This window comes from Desulfovibrio litoralis DSM 11393 (assembly GCF_900143255.1).
Taxonomy (GTDB): domain Bacteria; phylum Desulfobacterota; class Desulfovibrionia; order Desulfovibrionales; family Desulfovibrionaceae; genus Frigididesulfovibrio_A; species Frigididesulfovibrio_A litoralis.
Genome location: NZ_FRDI01000004.1, coordinates 1 through 23,761, shown reverse-complemented (window position 1 = coordinate 23,761; position 23,761 = coordinate 1). Strand labels below are relative to the sequence as shown.

The following is a 23,761-nucleotide window of genomic DNA, read 5'->3' as shown; positions in this document are numbered from 1 at the left end:
TGTTCAAAACAAACTCAGGGTAGCTTATTAAATTTAAAAAATAAAAGTTGCTAAATTAAACCGCTCTTTTGCATAACGTTTTTAAGTTTTGTTAAACTTTCAGGTTGCAAACTCACTAAAGGCAAACGAAATTCGTCAGTCATACGACCCATTAAATGCAAGCCTGTTTTAACAGGAATCGGGTTAGTTTCAACAAATAACACACGGTTCAAAGCATTAAGCTGATAATGAATTTTTTGAGCTGTCTTTAAATCTCCATTTTTATAGGCAACACACAAAGAAGACATTAATTTCGGAGCAATATTTGAAACAACAGAAATAACTCCGTGTCCGCCTACTGCCAATGTTGGTAAAACAGTAAAATCATCGCCTGATAATACACAAAGTTTATCACCACATTCTTCTATAATATCAGCAACTTGTTGCAAGTTCCCTGTTGCCTCTTTTACACCGCAAATTTCAGGAATTTCTCTAAACATTCTACCTAAAGTAGACGGCAACAAATTCACTCCGGTTCTTCCCGGAACATTATATGCGATAATAGGAATAGAAACCTCAGAAGCAATATATTTATAATGCTGAAAAAGTCCCTCTTGAGTGGGTTTATTGTAATAAGGCGTAATCAACAACACACCATCAGCACCAACTTCTTTGGCAAAACGCACCAAACTAACAGCTTCTTTCGTGTTGTTAGACCCGGCACCGGCTAAAACAGGCACACGTTTTTTAGCTTGTTCAATACAAATTTTAATTACCTGTTCGTGTTCGTCGTGAGATAAAGTCGCCGACTCTCCGGTTGTTCCGCAAGGAACCAATCCGTTTACCCCCTCAGAAATTTGCCATTCAATATGGTTTCGATAACTTTCTTCGTCTACCTTACCGTTTTTAAATGGGGTTACTAATGCAGTAAAAGTTCCACTAAAGATCATAAGGCCTCCTATTTTAGTTTTTATCAGGCTGAATTATATTGAAAAAATTTTGTATTGATTAAATACAAACAAACTTCAAGGTAAAATATAAAAAATTATAAAAATACATAAAGTAATCTAAAGATATACTTGACATCGAGAGTTAATTTCGTCAACATAAATTATTAAACTTTTATAATATTTTATTTTGTTTTCAATTGTCTCGTTCCCTTCAATAATGATACTTATCAAACATTAAACAAGATTTTTTGAGATTATGGAATTATTTCTTTATAGTTTTATTGCGTGGCTACTTGGCGGAATAATTAACGGAATAGCCGGGTTCGGGGCGGCTATGATTGCAATGCCTATTTTGGCATTGGGAATAAGCCTTGATATTGCCTTACCTGCGTGTACTTTAATTGTTTTGCTTGCCAGTATTCATATGACATATAAATATAGAACATTTAAAGATATAACCCGTAGTAAAGGTATTATAATCGGCTCAATACCCGGGGCAATATTTGGTTTAACTTTATTTTTTTATTTGCCCGAAGTAGCAATGAAACTTTGGTTTGGCTCTTTTTTAATTATCTACTCTCTTTGGAGTCTATTTGGAAAATTGGATACACAAAAAGTAATTTCTCCAAACTGGGGTTATCTTGCCGGTTTTGTCTCAACCAGTTTTGGAACAACCTTAGGCTTTAACGCTCCGCCTTTGGTGATCTATTTTTCTTTATCTGGTCTCAATAAAGATGATTTAAAATCAGCCCTAAGCATCTTTAACGTTATTACATGCATAATAATAGTAACCTCGCAAGCAATGGCAAACCTTTATTCCACTAAAGTATTTATGTCTGTATTGGCGGGTGCTATTGCTGTTTTTATTGGTAACAGCATAGGAATAGATTTATCTAAACGTATCAGCGAAAAAATGTTTAGGCGTATTTTATATATGTTTTTGTGCATTATGGGAACGTCGATCTTGGTACGTATTTAAGCCTAAAAAACAAATTATAAACTAATATTGTTATTTTCCAGATGTTCCCAAAAAGCACTAATAACTTCTTCCGGTGCAAGGTCGTATAAACACTTACAATTTATTGGACACACATTGGAATGACAAGGCTGACAAGCCAATCCCTTTGAGACATCTGTATGCTTTATGGAAGGAAAAGTCCAACCGGAGTTAGAACCAAGAACAATAAAACTTGGCGTATCAACCGCCACGGCAATATGTCTCGGAGATGAACAGTTTCCAATATGTACTTTGGCTTTTGCGATACACGCCGCCATTTCTCTAAGAGTTAACATTCTGTCTGTAATTAATAAATTTTCTTTTGAAAAACCCGGCTCAAGCTTTTCACAATGTTCTATAAGCTCTCGAATGTCTTTTTCTTCACCCGGTCCAAACAAGGGTAAAAAGACCATATTCGGACTTTTTTTAGCAATAAGAACCATTAACTTTGCATAATACTCAGCAGGCCAACGCCTTGTAATACGTCTATGCGTTGAATCAACAGTAATTAAAGTGGTATTATCTTTTAAACCCAAACTTTTCAAATAAACGTCTACGTCTTGAATCTCACTATCTTTAAGATAAATACGCGGAATTTCACCCTGCCAGATAATATCAAAGACCCTTAAAATACTTACTTTTTCCGCAACAGCATAACCCTTTTGAATATCCACCCAATCAGTATATAAAAGACGGCGATACCAAGGTGGAGTAAAGGTTAAACGAATAGCTTGCCGAGAAAAACGGTTAATCCAGCGAATTCGGGGAAGTTGTTGTAAATCAACAATCAAATCGTAATTATTGCGAGCAATACCATAATAATAAAACAACGCCGCAAAAAAATGTTTCAATTTTTTCTTATCAAGAGCGTGAATTTTATGAATATTAGGGTTGTTTTCCAAAATAGGAACACATTTTTTTTCTGTAAAGAAATCAATTTCCGCATCGGGAAAACGTTTTTTTAACAACTCCAAAACCGGAGTCGCCAAAAGAACATCACCAATTTGACGCTGTTGACAAATTAAAATTTTTTTAATTGTTTTAATGCTGTCTGAATTTATCCTTGTTAAGTGGATAGAATCGTCAAAAGGCATTATTGGTTTCAAGACAAAGCTCCGACTTCTTCTGCTATATTAAGACACATACTTGAACGATTTAAAGTATATAAATGAATACCGGGAGCCCCACCGTCAAGCAAACTGCGAATTTGTTGTATGGCAAATTTCAACCCGGCTTCTTTAACCGCTTCAACGCCGCCTTTGTTTTGTGCTTCTTCCAAGCTTAAATAAAGCTTTCCGGGAATATTTGAACCACTTAACGATAAAATTCTGCGAATTGAATCTAAACTTTGAATAGGTAAAACGCCGGGAATAATCGGCATATTGATACCGAGAGCTTTTAAATCATCAACCAAAGAAAAATATTCACGCACGTCAAAAAATAGTTGAGTAACGGCAAAATCACTCCCCACTCTCATTTTTAAAGCTGTATCAAGGCGGTCTTTTTTAAAAGACAAAGCCTCAGGGTGTGGAGCAGGATAAGCGGCAACGGAAATTCCAAAATCAGGAAATTCTTTTTTGACAAAAGCCACCATATCAGAGGCATGTTTAAAATCAGCTTTGTCCCAATCAACCGTTTGTCCGCTAGGAACATCACCGCGCAACGCCAAAATATTGGTAACGCCGACTTGTTTTAGTCTTGATAAAAAATCGCTTATCTTTTTTTTATCAGCACCAACACAGGTAAGGTGTGCCATTGTTTCCATTTTGCATTCATTTTTTACCTTGGCGGTAATTTCAAGCGTATTTTCTTGAGTTCCACCACCGGCACCATAAGTAACGGAAGCAAATAAAGGATTAATTTTTTCCAACTCTTTAACGGTTTGAATAAATCCGCCCCAATTATCTTTTTCTTTCGGAGGGAAAAATTCTAAAGAATAAAAAGGTTTACCCTGTTGAGCAGTAATTTTATCAATGATTTTCAACTTTTACTCCTAACAATCAAACAGATGTTATCATAAATTTAATATTCTTAATTTTATTAATAGCGAATATATTAACATTTTAGAAGATTATTGAAAAGTTTTATTTTTTGACAAAACAATAAAAAGCATTTTACTCTATTTCTTTAATATATTATACTGTTTCTTGCTATAACAAGACCTTGCAAAACTCTGTTGAGTACGCTTTCATTATCGTTTGAGGTTCTGTATGCACATAGCATCAAACGTTTTAAGACACAAAAACCACTCATTTTACAGGAAAATTAAATTTTCCTTATTCGTGTTTTTTGGAGTATCTTTCTGGAGTATCTTCATGGCGAAAGCCACTTAGAGATTATTGTGCAATAGTCTCTATAACATATATAAACACTTCAACAATAAATATAAGGGAACTATCATGAGCCAAAAATTTGATGAATTAAAACAACAAGAAGAAACCCTACTCTGTCGCACCTATGGACGTTACCCCATTGCGGTTTCACACGGAAAAGGAAGCAGGCTTTATGATTTTGACGGAAAAGAATATATAGACCTTTTAACGGGGATAGCTGTTACTGCCCTCGGCCATGCAAACGAAGAAATAAGCCAAGTTATAGAAAAACAAGCACGCAAACTTACGCATGTCAGCAACTTATTTTATCAAGAAGAACAATTGATCTTAGCGAAAAACTTATTGTCTACTGCCCATTTTAATAAAGCATTTTTCTGTAACTCCGGTGCGGAAGCTAATGAAGCAGCCATAAAACTCGCTCGTCGTTACCAACAAAGAGTAAAAATGCGTGATGCTTACGAAATTATTACCTTTACCGGCTGTTTTCACGGACGTACTTTAGCAACTGTTGCCGCAACAGGACAAGAAAAGTTCCAAGACGGTTTTTCCCCGATGCCTGAAGGCTTTAAACAAATTGAATGGGGCGATCTTGAACTTTTAGAAAAAACAATCAGCCCGAAAACAGCCGGAATACTTATTGAAATTATTCAAGGTGAAGGCGGAATTCGTCCCGTAACAGAAACTTTTATAAAAGGTATAGAAACATTATGCCGTAAACACGGTTTGGCGTTTATGGTTGACGAAGTACAAACAGGTTTATGCAGAACCGGAAAGTTTTGGGCGTTTCAAAACTTTAATGTAACCCCTGATATACTCACCACCGCCAAAGCTCTGGCAAACGGTCTGCCTATGGGCGCTATGATCTGTACAGAGGAATTTAGCCAAGGTTTTGTAACGGGAAGCCACGCCACAACTTTTGGTGCGGGTGCTTTGGTTTCCGCCGTTGCCAATAAAGGCATTGAAATAATGAAACGAGACAAACTTGCTGATAGAGCCGCCAAACTCGGTAAACAAGCGATGGAAAGATTTAAAAAAGTTAGTCAAAACTGTCCGGGAAAAATAAAAGAAATACGTGGTTTAGGACTAATGATTGGCATTGAACTTACGTTTCAAGGAAAAGAAGTTTGGGAAGAACTTATGAAACAAGGGTTTATTTTAAACTTAACCCAAGAAAAAGTTTTGCGTCTACTGCCTGCTCTAACTATTGATGATAACGATTTAGAACTATTTGCAAACGCATTGGAAAAAATCTTAAAAACAAAATAAATCTCTTAAAAATTTATTAAAAACTGCTTGCAAAGAATAAAAAACGTGTTATTTTTATAACAGGATTGAAAGGTTCATGGCATTTAATTAGGGGGATTCCATGATAAAGAAGATATCACTGATAAAGAAAATATCACTGACAAAACAAATATCACAAGTTTTAGGGACTTTGATAGTTTTATTATTCGCAACAATTGCATCGGCTAACAATATAGGTAATGTGAACCAAAGGGTTCAAGGTGATTTATGAAAAAACAGATAACACAAATATTTTGCATAGTTATAGTTTTACTATTTGCATCAGTTGCATTGGCAAAAGAAATAGGGACAGTAGTTTTTTTAACCCCCGGTGCTGAAGTTGAAAGGAACGGAAAACGTGTTTCTTTGCAATTAAAAGATACTATTAAAGAAAACGATATTATTCATACAGATGCCGCTGGTCGTGTAAAAATCTTTTTTAATGACGACAGCTCTATTTCTATCGCAAAAAATTCCTCTATAAATATAAATGAATATATAGAAGACGGAAGCAATTCAGCTATGCATGTTAATCTTACCCAAGGGGTTGCAAGATTTATCAGCGGTAAAATTGTAGAACAAAATCCCGGTGGATTCGAAATGAAAACACCTCAGGCAACAATAGGTATTAGAGGAACAATTATTACGGCACTGATTGAACAAGAAAAAACAATAACCTTTGTAGAAAGTTCTTCAAAAAAAGACGGCGTTATTGTTAATGGAAGTATTGTTCCCGTAGGTTTTAAGTTTGACTCTCTTTCAAATAGCGTAAGTAAGGCAACAGCAAAGGATAGAGCCTTTTTAAAAGCTAACGCCGCAAATTCAAGCACAAGCAGTGAAAGCGGAAACAGCGGAAGTGGTGGCAGTAATAGCGAAAGTAGTAGTGATAGCGAAAGCGGAGACAGCACAAGCAGTAGCGACGACTCAAGCAGTATGGCAAGTGTTGCAACAGCCTCCACAACTCAAGATGCAGGCGGAATAGTTGTTGAGAACACAACGAACGAACTTCAAAGTGAGTTAAAAGAAAAATTACGCCCTATTTTAGCCGAAATTGATCAAGAAAATCCAACTCCTATCCCACCAACGCCTCCAGGGCCAAATCCTCCAGGGCCAAATCCTCCAGGTCCAACTCCTCCAACAACAGGTACTGTTTCAGGGACATTAAATGACACAGCTCTAAACAGTAATTTTGGCGGTACATTCTCTTTTAATATTGACTTAAATTCGGGGGCTATCAATAACGCCAGAATAGATGGAGTCAACAGAACAACCCCTACTGATACTTATAGTGCCACAGGTGGAACAGGAACAGCTACCAATAACGGGTTGAACATCACTGGTTTTTCCGGTAATGGAACGTTTTATGGTCAAAATAGAAATATTGGTTCAAGTTCCAACATGTTAGGAGATGGTCAACACGCTAGCTTAAACAAAATAAAAAACGGAAATACAATTAGCGGTTCTTATTTTATAAAGCAACAAGGAAATAATCAGAACTTAGACGGCGGAAACTTTAGCGGAGTAAAACAATAAAATTAACTCTGGATTTTATTTTTAGTTTATATTATCCTAAATAAAATTGATTTTTTATAATATTGATAAAGAAAAAATGAAATAATCAGAGAAGAAAATTGTTCAAAATAATACTTAAAAATACACTACTCTGTATCTGCCTGATACTTTTACCAGTTACGGTTTTTGCTGATGTTACTGCCTTTCAAGAAGGTGGAATAGAACAAACAAAAGCACAAGCCGTAACTTTATTACAGCAAAATAAAGTAGCTGAAGCTTATGAACTATATAAAAGACTTTTCAGGATAGCCCCTGATGATGAAGAAATAAGTCTTGGCTTGGCTCGTTCAGCCGGTTTAAATAAGCAACCGCATCAAGCCCTGATGGTTTATGAACAGTTATTAGAAAAATATCCTACCGATACGGCTTTAAACCTAGAAATTGCACAGATATATAAATCTCTTGGCGATGAAGAAAACGCAAAAATCCATTTTAGAATAGCCGCCAAACAAAATTCAAAAAAAAATGCTGAACAAACCGCTGAAGAAAAATCTCCTTTTACAATAAAAGGCTCTCTAAAAACAGGCTTTGTTTATGATACAAACGCAAATCAAGGACCAAATTCCAATACTGTAACGCTTGGAAACTGGAATGTTGACCTTGATAACGCACAACATATTCCGTCCGCAGGCGGTTATTTCGGTGCAAATTTAGATATGGGCTATCCTTTAAAACAAGGTGCTCATTCTTGGTGGCTGGTCGGCGATTTAAACTATTATACAAGATTATATAAAAACACTTCGCTTGGAAAAATAGATAGCCGTCATTGGCAGTGGGGAAGAGCGTCGACGGGAATACGCTATCTAGATAGCCAAAATTTTTTAGACTTACGCATAAAAAGCGAAGTTGTGGATTATGAATTTTTAAAATCTATTTTATCTTTTGGGCCGGAACTAACATATTTAAGAGCCATAAAACCCAACTTCCACCTTATTACAAGAGCAGATATAGAACATAGAGACAACTCCTCGGGGCGTGAGCGAAACGGAACTTATGGCTCAGCCGGACAATATGCACGCTTTCTATTCGGTGAAAAAAATCACGATCTTATTATAGGTGCAAAATATTCAGGCGGAAAAACAGAAGATGCTACCTATTCTTATGACGGTTGGGAATCTATGGCAAGGTTCACTTTTAAACTTCCGTATAATTTCGCCCTTTCCCCTTCTATCAGTTACGGAGAAGATTATTATCATAAACCAGCAACAGCACTAGATAAAAACAAAAGACAAGACGAAGTAATAAAAGCCGGTCTCGGTTTAACTTATGATATTAATGAGCGTTGGAGTGTTGAAACTAGTTATCAGTATACACATAACACCTCAAACAGCGATATTTACCGCTATAGACAACACCTTACAAGCGTAGGGATATCTTGGAGTTTTTAGAAAAATAAAAAAGATGATAACAACTTAAATTATTTCAATATCAACAACAAAGATTATAATAAAAAATAATTTTATTCTAGTCTTTGTTTTACTTTTTATAAGGCTTGTGCTATTAATCATTTACTAATATGCTGTGTTTTATTCACACTGTATTAAAAACTATAGAGTTTGTACTCAGTTATTACACTTAAACTATAATCGGTTGAAATAATTTATTATTTAGGAGACATCAATGGCTAATGTTCTTTATATAAGTGCATCGGAAAGTAAAAGCGGAAAATCCGCAATTGTCTTAAGCGTGATGCAAATGCTCTTACAAAATGTAGGAAAAGTTGCATTTTTCAGACCAATTATCAATACTCCACCGAATAAAGGAAAAGATCACGATATCGATCTGTTGTTGCAACACTTTGAACTTGATACTCCATATAAACAATCTTACGCTCTAACCTTTGATGAAGCTCGTTCATTCATTAATAATGGTCAAGAAGCAAATATGTTTGATATTATCTTGCGTAAGTTTAAAGACTTAGAAAATGAATACGATTTTGTTTTGTGTGAGGGAACCGACTATGCCGGTAAAGATGCGGCTTTTGAATTTGACTTAAACGCAACAATTGCCGCCAACCTTAACGCTCCGATTTTGCTCGTTGCCAACGGTGCGGGAAAAAGTGCCCAAGAAATTATTTCCAGTACACAAATCACAATAGATTCTTTAGTAGATAAAGACCTCGATATTGTTGCCTGTTTAATAAATCGTGCAGATGTATCAGAAAAAGAAGAAGCCGAGATAGTTCGATCTCTACATTGTACCCATTGCACAAACAGCCTTATAAGTTATGTTATTCCCGAAGAGCCAATACTCGGAAAACCAACCGTATCTGATGTAAAAAAATGGCTTGGTGCAAAAATTTTATATGGTGCGAGCGGAATGGATAACCTGATTGACGACTATCTTATTGCCGCAATGCAGGTAGAAAACTTTTTAAATTATATCGCTCAAGGCAGTTTCATAATTACCCCCGGTGATCGCTCAGACTTATTATTAGCGGCGTTAAGTTCTCGTTTTTCCAACTCCTATCCTGACATTGCCGGAATTTTGTTAACCGGCGGCTTTGAACCTGCCCCTTCCGTAAAGCGCCTTTTAGAAGGCTGGGCGGGTAGTGTTGTTCCCGTTTTAGCGGTAAAAGATCATACTTTTAAAACAATTCAAATAATATCTTCACTATACGGAAAAATAGAAGCTTATGATACAAGAAAAATTCATACGGCTTTAGCTCATTTTGAAGCTTGTGTTGATGTTAAAGAAATATCAAAAAGAGTTGTTAACTCTCACTCAACAAAAATTACACCAAAAATGTTTGAGTTTAACCTTCTTGAAAAAGCCAAAAGCAATAAAATGCGTATTGTCTTACCGGAAGGCGAAGAAGACCGCATTTTACACGCCGCTGATGTATTAACACGCAGAGGAGTGGCAGACCTTATAATATTAGGTAACGCCGACAGAATCGGAGCAAAAATAAGAGACTTAAACCTCGACCTTGATGTTTTAATTATTCAACCTGAACTTTCTCCAAAATTTGATGAATATGTAACCGCCTATTACGAAGCCAGAAAACACAAAGGCATCAGCATGGAACAAGCTCACGACGCTATGCTTGACGCTACTTATTTTGGAACAATGATGGTGCAACAAGGCGACGCAGACGGAATGGTTTCCGGAGCAATTAACACCACCGCTCATACCATACGCCCGGCTCTTGAATTTGTAAAAACCAAACCCGGTTTCTCAATCGTCTCTTCTGTCTTTTTAATGTGTTTAAAAGACCGAGTTTTAGTCTTTGGAGATTGTGCGGTTAACCCTAACCCTAGCGCCACCCAACTTGCGGAAATTGCTTTAAACTCTGCTGAAACTGCTAAAATATTTGGAATAGAGCCCAAAATTGCCCTACTCTCTTATTCAACTGGCGATTCAGGCAAAGGGGCAGATGTTGAAAAAGTTATTGAAGCAACAAAAATCGTTAAAGAGCGTGCCCCTGAACTTTTAGTCGAAGGTCCTATTCAATACGATGCCGCTATTGACCCTGATGTTGCCAAAACAAAACTTCCCGGAAGTAAAGTCGCAGGTCAGGCCACCGTCTTTATCTTCCCAGACTTAAATACGGGTAACAATACTTACAAGGCTGTGCAACGTGCGGCTGATGCTATCGCCATAGGACCGGTATTGCAAGGCTTACGCAAGCCTGTAAACGATCTTTCTCGTGGTTGTACCGTTGCCGATATTATTAATACCGTGGCAATAACCGCCGTTCAAGCCCAAGCAGAAAAGAAATAAAAGTTTTTCGCAAAAAACATATTAATAAAAAACAATAAGGTATACACATGATTAAAATACTTGTAATAAACTGTGGAAGTTCATCATTCAAATATCAACTGATTGATATGGCTACAAAACGTCCGTTATGTTCCGGATTGGTTGAGCGTATCGGTGAAACAACCGGAAAGCTAATTCACAAAAAATTTCCTGATACTGCCGAAGAAAAAAAATTCAGCTTTGAACTACCGTTTAAAGACCATTACGCAGGTTTAACTACTGTAATGGATAAATTATTAACCGGTGAAACTGCCATTATCAAAGACTTAAAAGAAATTGCCGCAGTAGGACACAGAGTCGTACACGGTGGAGAAGCCTTAAAAAAAGCCTGTTTAGTAACCGATGAAGTAAAAAAAATCATTAAAGATTTGTTTACCTTATCGCCATTACATAACCCGGCTAACTTAATGGGAATTGAAGTAGCTGAAAAACTTTTGCCCCACGCTCCTTCTGTTGCAGTATTTGATACGGAATTTCATTCCACCATGCCTCCGGAAGCGTTTATGTATGCCCTTCCCTATGAATTCTATGAACAACACAGAGTGCGTCGCTATGGATTTCACGGCACCTCTCACCAATATGTTTCTCGTAAAACCGCCGAATTTTGCGGAAAGGCAAAAGATCAATTTACTATGATTTCATGCCACTTAGGGAACGGTTGTTCCATTGCTGCCGTTAAAAATGGTAAATGTATCGACACATCAATGGGAATGACCCCACTCGCCGGTTTAATGATGGGAACACGTTGCGGAGATATTGACCCTGCTATTCACGCATATTTAGCAAAAACCACAGGTATGGATATAAAAGCGATTGATGATACCATGAACAAAAAAAGTGGCTTAAAAGGTATCTGTGCCATGAGCGATATGCGCGATATTCATAGTGCTATTGAAAAAGGCGACCAAAAAGCAAAACTGGCTTTAGATATGTTTTGCCATAGTATTCGCCATTATATCGGGGCTTATTATCTCGAACTCGGACAAATTGATGCCCTTGTCTTTACTGCCGGAATAGGCGAAAACGACGAAATAGTAAGAGCAAACGTTTGTGCCAACCTTGAACATCTCGGTATAAGTATTGATTTAGCAGTTAATGACAAACGTTCAGGAGAACCTCGCAAAATTAGCGATGCCAAATCAAAAATACCAGTTTTGGTTGTTCCGACAAATGAAGAATTGGAAATCGCCGAACAAACCTTAATTGTTACAAAAGCTTAACAAGCTATAAGCTTCTCTCTTTAATAAATAGTAAAAACGCCGAACAGCAATAAAAAAGCAACTCGGCGTTTTTTATTAATATTGAGAAGTTTACACAATAGTCTCAAAATAACTTCACTATCAAATAAGTGTTTTTTCTGCCTTATATTGTTCGATCAAATTAAACATTTTTGCAATTTATAAATAGCAAAGAACTAAAAACTACCTTTACCAAATATCTTTTAAGGCTGACAAATCAATGAATCAACAAAAAAACACTAACCCAAAAAAAACAAATAACCTTTGTCTGCGTTGTGGAACTTGTTGCCTCAAAGGTGGTCCGGCTTTACACCAAGCCGATTATATTTTGATCAAAAACGCTCAAATTAAACGCTCTCATCTTTTCAGCATTTTAAAAGGTGAACTCGCTTACATGCCCAACTTAGAGAGTGATAGCAGCTCAAACTCTTTATTATGTTTAACGGAACAAGAACTTATTAAAATCAAGCCAAATCCCCAAAAAACTCTTCAATACCCTTGGGCTTGCATGTTTTTAACACAGGAAAAGCAAAGTAAAACAACCGGTTGCAAACTACACCCCAACCACCCTGAAGAGTGTAAGCTTTTATTTTGTCAAAATACAAAACAAATTTTAAAGGCTTATCAAATCAACAGGTTAACCAGAGCAGAACTTTCCACACCAGACGAACAAGCCCTGCAAGCCGCACACAGCTCAGGTACAAATTGGACACAACTCGGAACAGAGCTGGCAACTTATTTCATCAACCAACAAAATAATTTTATTGAAATAAACAAATTGCCAAAAAAAATGGTCAAAGAGCTTGAGGAATCCGCTAACTTTGATAACGCCTTTCGCTCCATAGTTGTTGAGAGAAAGGTACTAAAACAAGATGAACTTGATTTTCACTTTGGGCGTAATATTACTAGTATCTTAAAACAATTTGGGATATATTTATAACTGTTGTCAGATATAACTTTTACTTGGTTTAATCATAAAAAATACAATCAAAAATAAAACATAAAAAATGAGACTTAATATGGCAAAAAGACTTTTTGGAACAGACGGGCTAAGAGGAACCGTCAATAAATACCCCATGACCGCCGAAATGGCTCTAAGGCTCGGGCTAGCCGCAGGAACTTATTTTAACTCCGGCTCTCAAAGAAGACACAGCGTAGTTATAGGCAAAGACACCCGCCTATCGGGATATGTCTTTGAACATGCCTTAACCTCAGGTCTTTGTGCCACAGGTATGGACGTTTTTTTAGTTGGTCCTATTCCTACTCCGGCAATTGCCTTTTTAACAAAAAACATGCGTGCTGATTTTGGCGTAGTTATTTCCGCATCTCATAACCCTTATCACGATAACGGAATTAAATTTTTTGACAAAAATGGCTATAAACTACCTGACAGCACAGAAAATATTATAACGGAAATGATTTCTGACCAGAACTGGGAATGGGAATATCCCGAACAAAAAAATATTGGTCGAGCTAAAAAAATAGAAGACAGTCTCGGGCGTTATATCGTTTATCTTAAAAACACCTTTCCTAGCCAACTGACTTTAGACGGAATGAGGGTTGTTCTCGATTGTGCCAACGGAGCCGCTTATAAAGTTGGACCAAGAGCCTTGGAAGAACTCGGGGCAGAAGTCTTTACCCTTTCCGTTGAACCAAACGGTACAAATATAAATTATCAATGCGGTTCTTTATATCCCGAGCTTTTAGCAGCGAAAGTAAAGGAAACAAGAGCTGATATAGGTCTGGCTTTAGACGGAGATGCCGATCGCTTAATTGTTGTTGATGAAAAAGCCAATATTTTAGACGGCGATCAACTGATGGCGATTTTTGCCGAAGACATGATGAGAACAGGGCGTTTAAAAGATCGTAACCTTGTTGCAACCATTATGAGTAATATGGCGTTAGAAGTTTTTATGCGTCAACATAACGGAAAATTAACACGTACCCAAGTCGGAGACCGCTATGTGGTTGAATCTATGCGTGAAAGCGGTGCCACTCTTGGCGGAGAACAAAGCGGACATATTATCTTCAACGAATACAGCACCACGGGCGACGGACTTATGGCAGGGCTTCAACTGCTTAAAATATTAAAAGAAAGACAAAAACCCTTATCAGAAATAGCCGGTTTGCTCCAACTTTATCCCCAAGAACTGATCAATGTTGTCGTTCAACAAAAAACCCCAATAGAAGAGTGTCAACCCCTCCAAAAAGCAATTAACGAGGCAGAAGCCGAATTAAAAGACAAAGGGCGTGTGTTACTACGATATTCAGGCACAGAACCAAAGCTTAGAGTAATGGTCGAGGGAGAAGACGCCGAACAAGTAAAAAAACTGGCAACAGAACTCGCCACACTGGTAAAAAAACTCTTAGGCTAAACCTTAAACAGAAAACAGTTAAAAAAAATATTATAATTGAACAGAAATTATACTTTAAGTAGTAAAATTACTGTTGCTATTTCAAGAAATACATATTATTTTTTAAATAAGTTAATAAATAAGCATTATAAAAAATATTCAGAAAAATGTATCTATTATAACTGTTTTATATCTCATTTTACTGTATAACCAATCTTAATATCAATAAATATAAAACGTCAAGGAGTAGACCATGAATATTCGCAAAGTCGTTATTCCCGTAGCCGGCTGGGGAACTCGCTCCCTACCTGCAACCAAAAATATTCCCAAAGAAATGTTGCCTGTTTTTAATAAACCTGTTGTCCAATATGTTGTAGAAGAAGCAATAAGATCGCACATAAAAGATGTTATCTTTATTACCAACAGAGATAAAAACGTAATCGAAGACCATTTTGATTATAACCTTCAACTCGAAGGGATACTCGAACGAGCCGGAAAAACCGAACAACTTAAAATTATTCGTGAAGTTGCTCAAATGGCTAATATTATTTCTATACGCCAAAAACAACAATTAGGGCTTGGACACGCCGTTTTATGTGCCAAAGATGTTGTTGAAAACGATGACGCTTTTGCCGTTATGGTTGGTGATGACCTTATGTTTGGAATGACCCCGGGAATTCAACAACTTATTGATGTGGCTAAATCTGAACGTTTACCCGTAATTGGCGTAATGGAAGTTCCTCAAGAAAAAGTTAATCGTTACGGTATTATCTCGGGTCGCGAAGTTTCACCAGGAATTTATCGCATAGACAAGATGGTTGAAAAACCTAAAATTAACGAAGCTCCTTCTCGCTTAGCGATTATCGGGCGTTATATCTTGACACCTGATATTTTTGAAATATTAGAAAGACAAACTCCCGGACACGGCGGAGAAATTCAATTAACCGATGCAATGCAAGAACTTGCCGCCACAAAAGGTATGTTGGCTGTTAAAATTCGCGGTATGCGCTTTGATGCCGGAGATTGGGCAGAGTATCTGACTGCAAATATTTATTTTGCACTGCAAGATGAAGACTTAAGAGACGATCTGGTTAAACAACTTAAGCCTTTATTGCCTTACGCATTTTAAATGCCTATTAATTGGATTTCAAACATCCACGTTATTATTTGACACAAATAACATACTGAAACCATCATATGTTTATACATTTTTAAAATTTAACGGAGGTTATATGCGTTCTTTTTTATTAGCCTTGATCTTTACTATGATTTTTACAAGTCTTTCTCTGGCTCAACAACCTGTTTTGCGCATTGGTATTGATGCACCCTATCCTCCTTTTGCCTATAACGACCCTAAAACAGGTAAGTTAACCGGGTTTGATTTCGATATGGCAGAAGCCTTATGCAAAGAACTTAATCGCAAGTGTGAAATTAGCGTTGTCCCTTTTGATGATATTATTCCTAATATTGTAGCAGGTAAACTTGATATTGGTGTTGCAGGCATGGCAAAAAAACCGGAAAGAGAAGCTCTTGTTTTATTTTCCGATAAATATTTTCGCTCTAGCAGTATGTTCATTTCTCTTTCCAGTATTAAAGAAATTACTCCTGAAGTTTTAAAAGGTAAGAAAATTGGAGTGCAAAGCCAAACCACTCAAGAAGATTTTCTCAAAAAATCTTATGGCGATATAGCGACTATCGTGCCAATGAAAAGTTTTGACGATATTATTCAAGCGGCTATAAATAAAGATATTGATCTTGCCTTTATTGACGGTTTACCCGGATATGAATTTCTTAGAACTCCTAAAGGTGAACAATTTGATATTGCCGGCGAACCCATAAAACTAGGCGACGGTTCTTGTGTTGTATTAGATAAAAAACTGACACAAGAGCGTGATGCTATCAACAAAGCAATCTTAAAATTACGCAATAGTGGCGAATATCAACAAATCAACAGAAAATATTTTGAATTTGACATCTATTAAAATTAAGAGGCGACTGTTTTTCAAAAATCCTTTTGTTGTATAAATACCTGTTAATAACCTTTTTATTATAACCCAAATAAAAAATATATTGTGTATTGTCATTATAATATGGCAATACACAATTATATCATGACTAGGACAGATTGAATGGACAGACCGGAGAAATATAATGATTCTCACAAAACATTTCAACTGAGTATTGCTGTATTTAAAGGATTATGTTTTTTAATAGCGTTTATTATTTTTGCGATTATTGGCGTTAAAGAATTGCAAAGTATCTTTAAAATAAAAAATAATTCAGAAAAAATTGCAAGAACACAACTACCGGCTTTTGTCGAAAACCAAAAAACCTTAGTAAATATTGAACGACTTAGATATATTGCTGAAGTTATTCGCAGTAGCGATAACCCAAAAGAAAGAAGAAATAAACGAATTAGCGCAGAAGCCTTTGCCTCAGAATCTATTTTTGAACAAGACCCAAACTTTAAAAAATTAGCTAAAACAATTGTTGTTGCTATGAAAGATTTGGTTGAGGCAAAAAGCGAAGTCGATAAAATAAATCAAAATATCTTAGAACTTCAAACAAACTATAGCAACACCCTCATCACTCTTGCAAACATCACAACAGCCACAGAAAACAACCTCGGTATAATCAAGCTGATAAATGAAAAAAATTATGTCTTTTCATCAAACCATAATGACCTTAAAGACCTAGAAGATCAAATCAAGACCACCTTACAAACAGTTAACTATTACACCAAAAAAATTTCTATTAATCACCCGGACAAGCTCTTATTTATTAACTCTCAAGTAGAAGCCATAAATAGTATTTTTGAACACAGCCTACTAATAAAAAAAGATAGACTTGAAGCAAACAAAAAAATAAACACCATTTGGCAAGAAATAGACAATAACTTAAAAATTATGAGCGATAGCGTTACTGCCGGTGCCGAAGTCTCTTTAGCCAACTCTATGTTGTCAATAACAACAGCCTCAAATAATGCCTTTCAATCTTCTATAGGGCTATATTTTCTTATTTTTATTTCATTTACCATATACTATATTTTAGAATACGTCTTTATTGTTAAGCCGTTACGTTTAACATCAGAAAAGCTCGCCGCTATTCAAGATGGCAAACTAGACACAAAGTTGCCTAAAATATATATTAAAGAATTAGCCAATATTGCTAACCTGTTAGATAGATTTAGCACTCACCTTTCAGAGTTATATTCCCATGCCAACCAACTAGAAGAAGACGTTAACAAAAAAAGAAATTTCGAAGCAATTATGCGTGCTGTTTTTAAAGTTTCTTTAGATGGTTATATTGTTTGGAATGAAAACACTATATTGAGCGTTAGTGAAGGAACGGTAAAATTATTTGAATTGGAAACAGAACAAAACTTTATTAACTATTGGGAATCAAAAGATTTTTTACAAAACAAAGCGAATATTATTTTCAAAAACATTCAAAACGAGACTGTTTGGCGTGAAAACGTTGATTTTTATACTCCAAACCACAAACAATTACCATGCGAACTTACTCACTTAATAGTAGAGTTTGACAATCAACAATGTATTTTAAGTTATATTAGAGACTTAAGAGAACAAAAAAAGAACGAACTCGCTCTATTAAAAGCGAAAGATGCTGCTGAAGTAGCAACAAAAGCCAAAAGCGACTTTTTAGCTCGAATGAGCCACGAAATCCGCACACCTATGAATGGAGTTCTTGGTCTTACTAAGCTTGCGTTAGAAGAAAGCCCATCTCCTCGTCAAAAAACTTTATTAGAAAAAATCGAGTCTTCTGCCAATATATTACTTGGTGTTATAAATGATATTCTTGATTTTTCAAAAATAGAACAAGGCGCCTTAACCTTAGAGGTTCGTCCTTTTACGTTAAATGAAGTTGTGGTTCCGGTATTTGACCTTATTGAACATTTAGCCTTTCAAAAGAATATAAAACTGAATAAAAATATAGATCAAGATTTATTAAGCAACATAAAATTCATGGGCGATAATTTGAGATTAAGTCAAATATTGTTAAACCTTTGTGGAAACGCTATTAAATTTACGGAAAAAGGTAATGTAACGGTCTCTGTTACCTGCATAGAATCAAATTCCGAGACAATGACTTTAAACTTTTCTGTAAAAGATACAGGAATAGGCATGACGTTAGAGCAACAACAAAGCCTGTTTAAACCCTTTGCACAAGCAGATAGCTCAACAACAAGAAAATATGGCGGTACTGGTCTTGGACTAATGATTGCCAAGCTTTTGATTGAACAAATGCACGGCAGTATTCACATAAAGAGCGAACCGGAAAAAGGTAGTGAATTTTATTTTGTCATTCCTTTTAAATTAGCTCAAAACTCAAAAGAAAATATTCTAATAGAACAAGAACGAGAAGAAAATAATAAAAACTTAGTCGGCAAGCACATACTCGTTGTCGAAGATAATGAAATAAATCAAGAAATTATAGTCTCATTTTTAGAAAATTTCGATATAAACGTTACAACAGCCAATAACGGACAAGAAGCACTAGACATATTAAAAACCCACGACTTTGATTGTATCTTTATGGACATTCAAATGCCTATTATGGACGGCTTAACAGCAGCAAAAGAAATTCGTAAAAACGGAAGAAACGAAATTAAAAATATACCAATTATAGCAATGACGGCTCATGTTCTACAAGCAGATATCGACAAAAGCATAAATGCGGGAATGAATAACCACCTGACCAAACCTATTGAATATGAAAAATTAGTTAAACAATTACACGATATATTTATTTGACCAAATTTCATATAAAATATAAAATGCAAGTGTATTAAAGTTGCCCTGTTCGACAACAAAAACCTCAACATACCTCATAGAGGAGAGAAATTATGCATGTCGTTGTTATTGGTGCGGTTGCACTTGGACCAAAAGCCGCTAGCCGTTTTAAACGCTTGATGCCTGACGCAAAAGTTACGCTAATTGATCAATCAACCCGTATCTCTTACGGTGGTTGCGGTATTCCTTTTTATGTTTCCGGTGAAATCAACAGGGTAGAAGAACTTCAAGAAACACCATACGGAACAATCAGAGATGCTGTTTTTTTTAAAACTGCCAAAGATATTGACGTATTAACTCAAACTCAAGCGACCAAAATCAATCGTGCAAAAAAAGAAGTAGAAATTTTAAACTTGGTTAACGGAGAAACAAAAACTCTTAAATATGACAAGCTGGTTTTAGCTCTGGGAAGTCGCCCAAACAAACCACCTATTCCGGGAATTGACCTTAAAGGAATAAGCCCTGCGACTAACCTTGATGAAGCCGAACAGATCAAAAAAAATATTATCAGCCAAAAAGTTAACGACGTTGTAGTCGTCGGCGGTGGGTTTATTGGTCTTGAAATGGCTGTTGGAATAGCTGATATGTGGGGACTTCCAACAAGTATTGTTGAAATTGCTTCACAAATTTTACCGGGTTTTGTCTCTCCAACTTTTGCAAAAATCTTAAAAAATGACTTAACCGCTGGCGGAATAAATACTTTTGTCAACGAAAAAGTCTTAAAATTTGAAGGAAAAGACGGAAAAATAGAAAAAGTTATTACCGATAAAAGAGAACTTCCCGCAGACTTAGTTATATTATCGGCCGGAATTACGCCAAATACGGAAATAGCCAAAGAAGCGGGAATTAACGTTAACGAACGCGGACAAATAGTCGTTAACGAATATCTCCAAAGCTCTGATCCCGATATTTATGCCGGTGGCGACTGTGTAACAATTCGCAACTTAGTAACCGGTAAACCGGGATTTTATCCCCTTGGCTCTTTGGCAAACAGAGAAGGAAGAGTAATAGGAACAAACCTAGCCTCAGATAAAACAGGCAAAAAAGCTACCTTTAAAGGGGCTGTTGGAACTTGGGGAATAAAGTTAAGTTCTCTTTCTGCCTGTGGAACCGGTCTTTCTTTTGAAGTTGCCAAACGTGAGGGTTTTGACGCAATCAGCGTTCATGTGGAACAACTCGACAGAGCCCACTTTTACCCCGGCAAGGGATTAATGTCCATGGAACTTGTAGTAGAAAAAAACAGCAAGAGAATTTTAGGAGTTCAAGCCCTTGGACCAAACGGCGATGCCGTTGTTGCTCGAATAAACCCCGTTGTTCCCCTCTTGATAAATAAAGCAGATATCAGTGAACTTAGCAACTTAGAAGTTGTCTATACCCCACCTTTTGCCTCTGCAATGGATATAATCAATACGCTTGGCAATGTTGCGGAAAATATTTTGGAAGGTCGTAACAGGCCAATTATCCTAGAAGATTTTCTTAAAGGCTTTAAAGAAAACAAGCATTCGGGGCATACAATTATTGACGCAAGGGTCGCAAAAGACGCAAAGGTATTTGTTGAAAAATATCCTGATGTCTGGTATAATATTCCACAGGACGAATTGGACAAACGCTTTGGCGAAATTCCTAAAGATAAACCGGTAATTTTAATTTGTAATACAGGTTTGCGTTCATTTGAGGCTCAAGCCAGTCTTGATCGTCTAGGATTTCATAATACAAGAACAGTCCAAGGCGGTATGGCAGGAATTAAAAAACTCGGAGGCTTGGAATAGCCTAGTAAAATAATAAAAGCTCACACGCTTAAAACCAGCCTTATTTTTCTTATAACAAAAGCTTGACAATTTGTATTTTTTTTCACATGTATATAGTTAGAGTTTGCTTCTAAGATAATCTGAAAAGATTATACTTATTAAAATAATCGTATAATTGTCATAATTTTAACTTATGATAAGTATATAATTGGGTTAAGTCGTATGGTATTTAACAATGCTGTTGATGCCCAAAGGCTCACGGCACAAACATGTAAACTTATTGGAGAAAAGCTATGTCTAAACTCGTTCCACCTCATGGAGGAAAAGGTCTCGTTTGTTGTTTGCTCGAAGGCAAAGAAAAAGAAGCTGAAACTAAAAAAGCCGGCGGACTACGTCGCATTGACATCAGTGCCAGAGCCAAAGGCGATCTTATCATGATGGGGATTGGCGGTTTTTCACCTCTGAACGGCTTTATGAAAAAAGCTGATTGGAAAGGCGTGTGTGAAAAGTTTTTATTAGCTGACGGAACCTTTTGGCCTGTTCCTATTACTCTTGATACAGACGAAAATATTAAAGTAGGCGAAGAGTTGGCTCTTTATAATAACAATGAACTTTATGCAACCATGAAGGTTGAAGAAGTTTATGAAATGACCGAAGCCGACAAAAAATGGGAATGCTACCAAGTCTTTAAAGGACACGGAGACGATTCTGCCGACGCTAAGTTCTGGGAAACAGCTTTGAAAGATCACCCCGGCGTTCAAATGGTTATGGGACAAAAGAAATATAACATCGCAGGTCCTGTTAAAGTTCTTTCAGAAGGCGAATATCCTGTAAAATATCCTAATGTTTACAAACGCCCTGCTGAACTACGTGCTGAAATGGAAAAACGCAACTGGAAAAAAGTTGCTGCCTTACAACTACGTAACCCAATGCACCGTTCTCATGAATTTTTAGCAAAAATCGCAATTGAAGTTTGTGATGGTGTTGTTATTCACTCACTTATCGGAAACTTAAAACCTGGTGATATCCCTGCTGAAGTACGTGTAGAATGTATTGATACTCTTGTTGATAAATATTTTGTAAAACAAAATGTTATTCAAGCTGGTTACCCGCTTGATATGCGTTATGCCGGACCTCGTGAAGGCTTGTTACACGCTACCTTCCGTCAAAACTATGGTATTAACAACATGATTATTGGTCGTGACCACGCTGGCGTTGGCGACTTCTATGGCATGTTTGAAGCACAAGAAATTTTTGACCGTATCCCTTATGTAAATGACTGTGCTACAGCTCATAGCGGGAAAAAACTTCTTTGTGACCCAATGAAGATTGACTGGACTTTCTATTGCGTTAAGTGTGATGGTATGGCTTCTGCTCGTACCTGCCCTCATGGCAAGGAAGATCGTGTTATTCTTTCAGGTACCAAGCTTCGTAAGATGCTTTCTGAAAAAGCTGAAATTCCTGATCACTTTGGACGTGAAGAAGTTCTCGTTATCTTGCGTAAATATTACGAAGGCTTAACAGAAAAAGTTGAAATCAAAATGCAAGGTGCCGCTTCCGGCGCAAAAATGTAATTAACTTACATTTAGTTAAATAAATAATAAAAAGCGAGGAGTTTAATACTTCTCGCTTTTTTAATAATTAACAAATAAGAACAATATGCCAATCATACGAATAGCTTTTGTCGTTTTTTTATTCTTGTTTCTTACCGGCTGTGCGACTCAACAAGTTCGACAAGGGGTACTTCCCTCTATTTTAAAAACGGCTTACGAGCAATGTAAAGACAGTGGTGATAAAGAGTGTTTTGAACGCATACTTGGTCAAGCACAAAAAGTTTGGGTTAACGAAAAAAACGAACTTTGTATGCATTGGGACGCTGCCCCGAAGCATATAACAATATTTGAGGAGTGGTTCAATACAAACACCAGTCCTTATGGACTATGCTCTCTCGAACTTACTTTCAAAGACAACAAACTAACAGCTCATAAACTAGGTCCGGAATATTGCAGAGACGAAGGTTACTTTGGAAATAGTCGAAGCGATGATTCGAATGATAGTGCTTTAAAAAACCATATTGAAAAGATGGACAAAGAAAATGAAAGAAGATCGTGGGAAAGATGGATGAAGTTTAATATGAGAGATTGAAAACCGACAACACATGTTATAAAAACTACAACAAGCCTCTAGACAACAACAATACAACGCCAAAGCAAAAACTATATGATATTTGCAGTTCCACTTTGTATGAGATAAACTCTTTGTGTCACTCATTGTGACCTCCTTTTGATTTGTTCGACATGCAGTTGCCAGACCGCAAGTCAGTTATAGCAAATCAAAAGGAGTTTTATAACAGAAGCAAAGCTAAAAGCTTTTTAGAACCCCCAGCCTAGCTGGGGGTATTCTTTATACAATAAATATCCCCCGGCGTAGCCGGGGGTTTTTCATATGCGCCTGTAAGGCTCTGTTGCTAGCTGCACCCTAACAGGTGCATAACCGTCTGGCATTTGCATATTCTGCTACTTGCCGCCCGTAAACGGGCTTCCTGGGTAAGGAAGGCTTAGCTGTGAACCAAGCTTATCCTGTTCCAATTGGTGTTTGATATATTCTTGAATCTTATTCTTATTCTTGCCTACTGTATCAACATAGTAGCCACGGCACCAGAACTCCCTATTGCGATATTTAAACTTCAGGTCGCCAAACTGCTCATAGATCATAAGGCTACTCTTACCT

Annotated in this window: 18 protein-coding genes; 14 read left to right on the top strand and 4 right to left on the bottom strand. The window is 36.6% G+C overall.

The window, feature by feature from the left end; genetic code table 11:
• Positions 1-50 precede the first annotated feature (50 nt).
• A complete protein-coding gene (gene dapA / locus BT999_RS04950; protein WP_072696681.1) occupies positions 51-929 on the bottom strand; it encodes a 4-hydroxy-tetrahydrodipicolinate synthase in 879 nt (292 codons plus the stop codon).
• Positions 930-1,185: 256 nt separating this feature from the next.
• Between dapA and BT999_RS04945 the strand changes: the two genes are divergently transcribed.
• Positions 1,186-1,908 carry a sulfite exporter TauE/SafE family protein gene (locus tag BT999_RS04945; RefSeq protein WP_072696680.1) on the top strand — a complete coding sequence of 241 codons (723 nt, stop codon included), beginning with the start codon at positions 1,186-1,188 and terminating at the stop codon, positions 1,906-1,908.
• A gap of 14 nt (positions 1,909-1,922) precedes the next feature.
• Here BT999_RS04945 and BT999_RS04940 read toward each other — a convergent pair whose 3' ends face one another.
• Both BT999_RS04940 and BT999_RS04935 read right to left on the bottom strand, forming a co-directional pair.
• On the bottom strand, positions 1,923-3,032 hold the full coding sequence (locus tag BT999_RS04940) for a glycosyltransferase family 9 protein (RefSeq protein WP_245790984.1): 1,110 nt from the start codon (positions 3,030-3,032) through the stop codon (positions 1,923-1,925).
• Positions 3,029-3,910 (bottom strand): methylenetetrahydrofolate reductase, encoded by an 882-nt coding sequence (locus BT999_RS04935; protein WP_072696679.1) that lies wholly within the window; start codon positions 3,908-3,910, stop codon positions 3,029-3,031. The genes BT999_RS04940 and BT999_RS04935 overlap by 4 nt, the downstream gene beginning before the upstream one ends.
• A gap of 415 nt (positions 3,911-4,325) precedes the next feature.
• Between BT999_RS04935 and BT999_RS04930 the strand changes: the two genes are divergently transcribed.
• From BT999_RS04930 to BT999_RS12390, 13 genes are all read left to right on the top strand, one after another.
• Positions 4,326-5,525, top strand: a complete 1,200-nt coding sequence (locus BT999_RS04930; RefSeq protein ID WP_072696678.1) for an aspartate aminotransferase family protein — start codon at positions 4,326-4,328, stop codon at positions 5,523-5,525.
• A 246-nt stretch (positions 5,526-5,771) separates the two neighbouring features.
• Positions 5,772-7,076, top strand: coding sequence for a FecR family protein (locus tag BT999_RS04925; RefSeq protein ID WP_072696677.1), 1,305 nt, complete (start codon positions 5,772-5,774; stop codon positions 7,074-7,076).
• Positions 7,077-7,174: 98 nt separating this feature from the next.
• Positions 7,175-8,503, top strand: coding sequence for a surface lipoprotein assembly modifier (locus BT999_RS04920; RefSeq protein ID WP_072696676.1), 1,329 nt, complete (start codon positions 7,175-7,177; stop codon positions 8,501-8,503).
• Positions 8,504-8,735: 232 nt separating this feature from the next.
• A complete protein-coding gene (gene pta / locus BT999_RS04915) occupies positions 8,736-10,838 on the top strand; it encodes a phosphate acetyltransferase (protein ID WP_072696675.1) in 2,103 nt (700 codons plus the stop codon).
• A 50-nt stretch (positions 10,839-10,888) separates the two neighbouring features.
• Positions 10,889-12,097 (top strand): acetate kinase, encoded by a 1,209-nt coding sequence (locus tag BT999_RS04910; protein ID WP_072696955.1) that lies wholly within the window; start codon positions 10,889-10,891, stop codon positions 12,095-12,097.
• Between the two features lie 238 nt (positions 12,098-12,335).
• Complete coding sequence (locus BT999_RS04905) at positions 12,336-13,055, top strand: hypothetical protein (protein WP_072696674.1); 720 nt, start codon at positions 12,336-12,338, stop codon at positions 13,053-13,055.
• 79 nt (positions 13,056-13,134) lie between these two features.
• Complete coding sequence (gene glmM / locus BT999_RS04900; RefSeq protein WP_072696673.1) at positions 13,135-14,490, top strand: phosphoglucosamine mutase; 1,356 nt, start codon at positions 13,135-13,137, stop codon at positions 14,488-14,490.
• Between the two features lie 232 nt (positions 14,491-14,722).
• Positions 14,723-15,598: a UTP--glucose-1-phosphate uridylyltransferase GalU gene (gene galU / locus BT999_RS04895; protein WP_072696672.1), complete on the top strand. Its 876-nt coding sequence runs from the start codon at positions 14,723-14,725 to the stop codon at positions 15,596-15,598.
• A 103-nt stretch (positions 15,599-15,701) separates the two neighbouring features.
• Positions 15,702-16,451 carry a transporter substrate-binding domain-containing protein gene (locus BT999_RS04890; protein ID WP_072696671.1) on the top strand — a complete coding sequence of 250 codons (750 nt, stop codon included), beginning with the start codon at positions 15,702-15,704 and terminating at the stop codon, positions 16,449-16,451.
• Positions 16,452-16,598: 147 nt separating this feature from the next.
• Positions 16,599-19,244 carry a response regulator gene (locus BT999_RS04885; RefSeq protein ID WP_072696670.1) on the top strand — a complete coding sequence of 882 codons (2,646 nt, stop codon included), beginning with the start codon at positions 16,599-16,601 and terminating at the stop codon, positions 19,242-19,244.
• A gap of 92 nt (positions 19,245-19,336) precedes the next feature.
• Complete coding sequence (locus BT999_RS04880) at positions 19,337-21,052, top strand: FAD-dependent oxidoreductase (protein ID WP_072696669.1); 1,716 nt, start codon at positions 19,337-19,339, stop codon at positions 21,050-21,052.
• Between the two features lie 272 nt (positions 21,053-21,324).
• Positions 21,325-22,605: a sulfate adenylyltransferase gene (gene sat, locus BT999_RS04875; RefSeq protein WP_072696668.1), complete on the top strand. Its 1,281-nt coding sequence runs from the start codon at positions 21,325-21,327 to the stop codon at positions 22,603-22,605.
• Between the two features lie 85 nt (positions 22,606-22,690).
• A complete protein-coding gene (locus BT999_RS12390) occupies positions 22,691-23,176 on the top strand; it encodes a hypothetical protein (protein WP_143145495.1) in 486 nt (161 codons plus the stop codon).
• A 371-nt stretch (positions 23,177-23,547) separates the two neighbouring features.
• Here BT999_RS12390 and BT999_RS04870 read toward each other — a convergent pair.
• Positions 23,548-23,761 (bottom strand): transposase (locus BT999_RS04870; protein WP_178139315.1); only part of this gene is annotated, 214 nt, incomplete at its 5' end.

Bases quoted from the DNA above. Each gene is read 5' to 3' on its own strand.
- dapA (WP_072696681.1), bottom strand. From the start codon at position 929: ATGATCTTTAGTGGAACTTTTACTGCATTAGTAACCCCATTTAAAAAC.
- BT999_RS04945 (WP_072696680.1), top strand. From the start codon at position 1,186: ATGGAATTATTTCTTTATAGTTTTATTGCGTGGCTACTTGGCGGAATA.
- BT999_RS04930 (WP_072696678.1), top strand. From the start codon at position 4,326: ATGAGCCAAAAATTTGATGAATTAAAACAACAAGAAGAAACCCTACTC.
- BT999_RS04925 (WP_072696677.1), top strand. From the start codon at position 5,772: ATGAAAAAACAGATAACACAAATATTTTGCATAGTTATAGTTTTACTA.
- pta (WP_072696675.1), top strand. From the start codon at position 8,736: ATGGCTAATGTTCTTTATATAAGTGCATCGGAAAGTAAAAGCGGAAAA.
- BT999_RS04905 (WP_072696674.1), top strand. From the start codon at position 12,336: ATGAATCAACAAAAAAACACTAACCCAAAAAAAACAAATAACCTTTGT.
- glmM (WP_072696673.1), top strand. From the start codon at position 13,135: ATGGCAAAAAGACTTTTTGGAACAGACGGGCTAAGAGGAACCGTCAAT.
- galU (WP_072696672.1), top strand. From the start codon at position 14,723: ATGAATATTCGCAAAGTCGTTATTCCCGTAGCCGGCTGGGGAACTCGC.
- BT999_RS04890 (WP_072696671.1), top strand. From the start codon at position 15,702: ATGCGTTCTTTTTTATTAGCCTTGATCTTTACTATGATTTTTACAAGT.
- BT999_RS04885 (WP_072696670.1), top strand. From the start codon at position 16,599: ATGGACAGACCGGAGAAATATAATGATTCTCACAAAACATTTCAACTG.
- BT999_RS04880 (WP_072696669.1), top strand. From the start codon at position 19,337: ATGCATGTCGTTGTTATTGGTGCGGTTGCACTTGGACCAAAAGCCGCT.
- sat (WP_072696668.1), top strand. From the start codon at position 21,325: ATGTCTAAACTCGTTCCACCTCATGGAGGAAAAGGTCTCGTTTGTTGT.
- BT999_RS12390 (WP_143145495.1), top strand. From the start codon at position 22,691: ATGCCAATCATACGAATAGCTTTTGTCGTTTTTTTATTCTTGTTTCTT.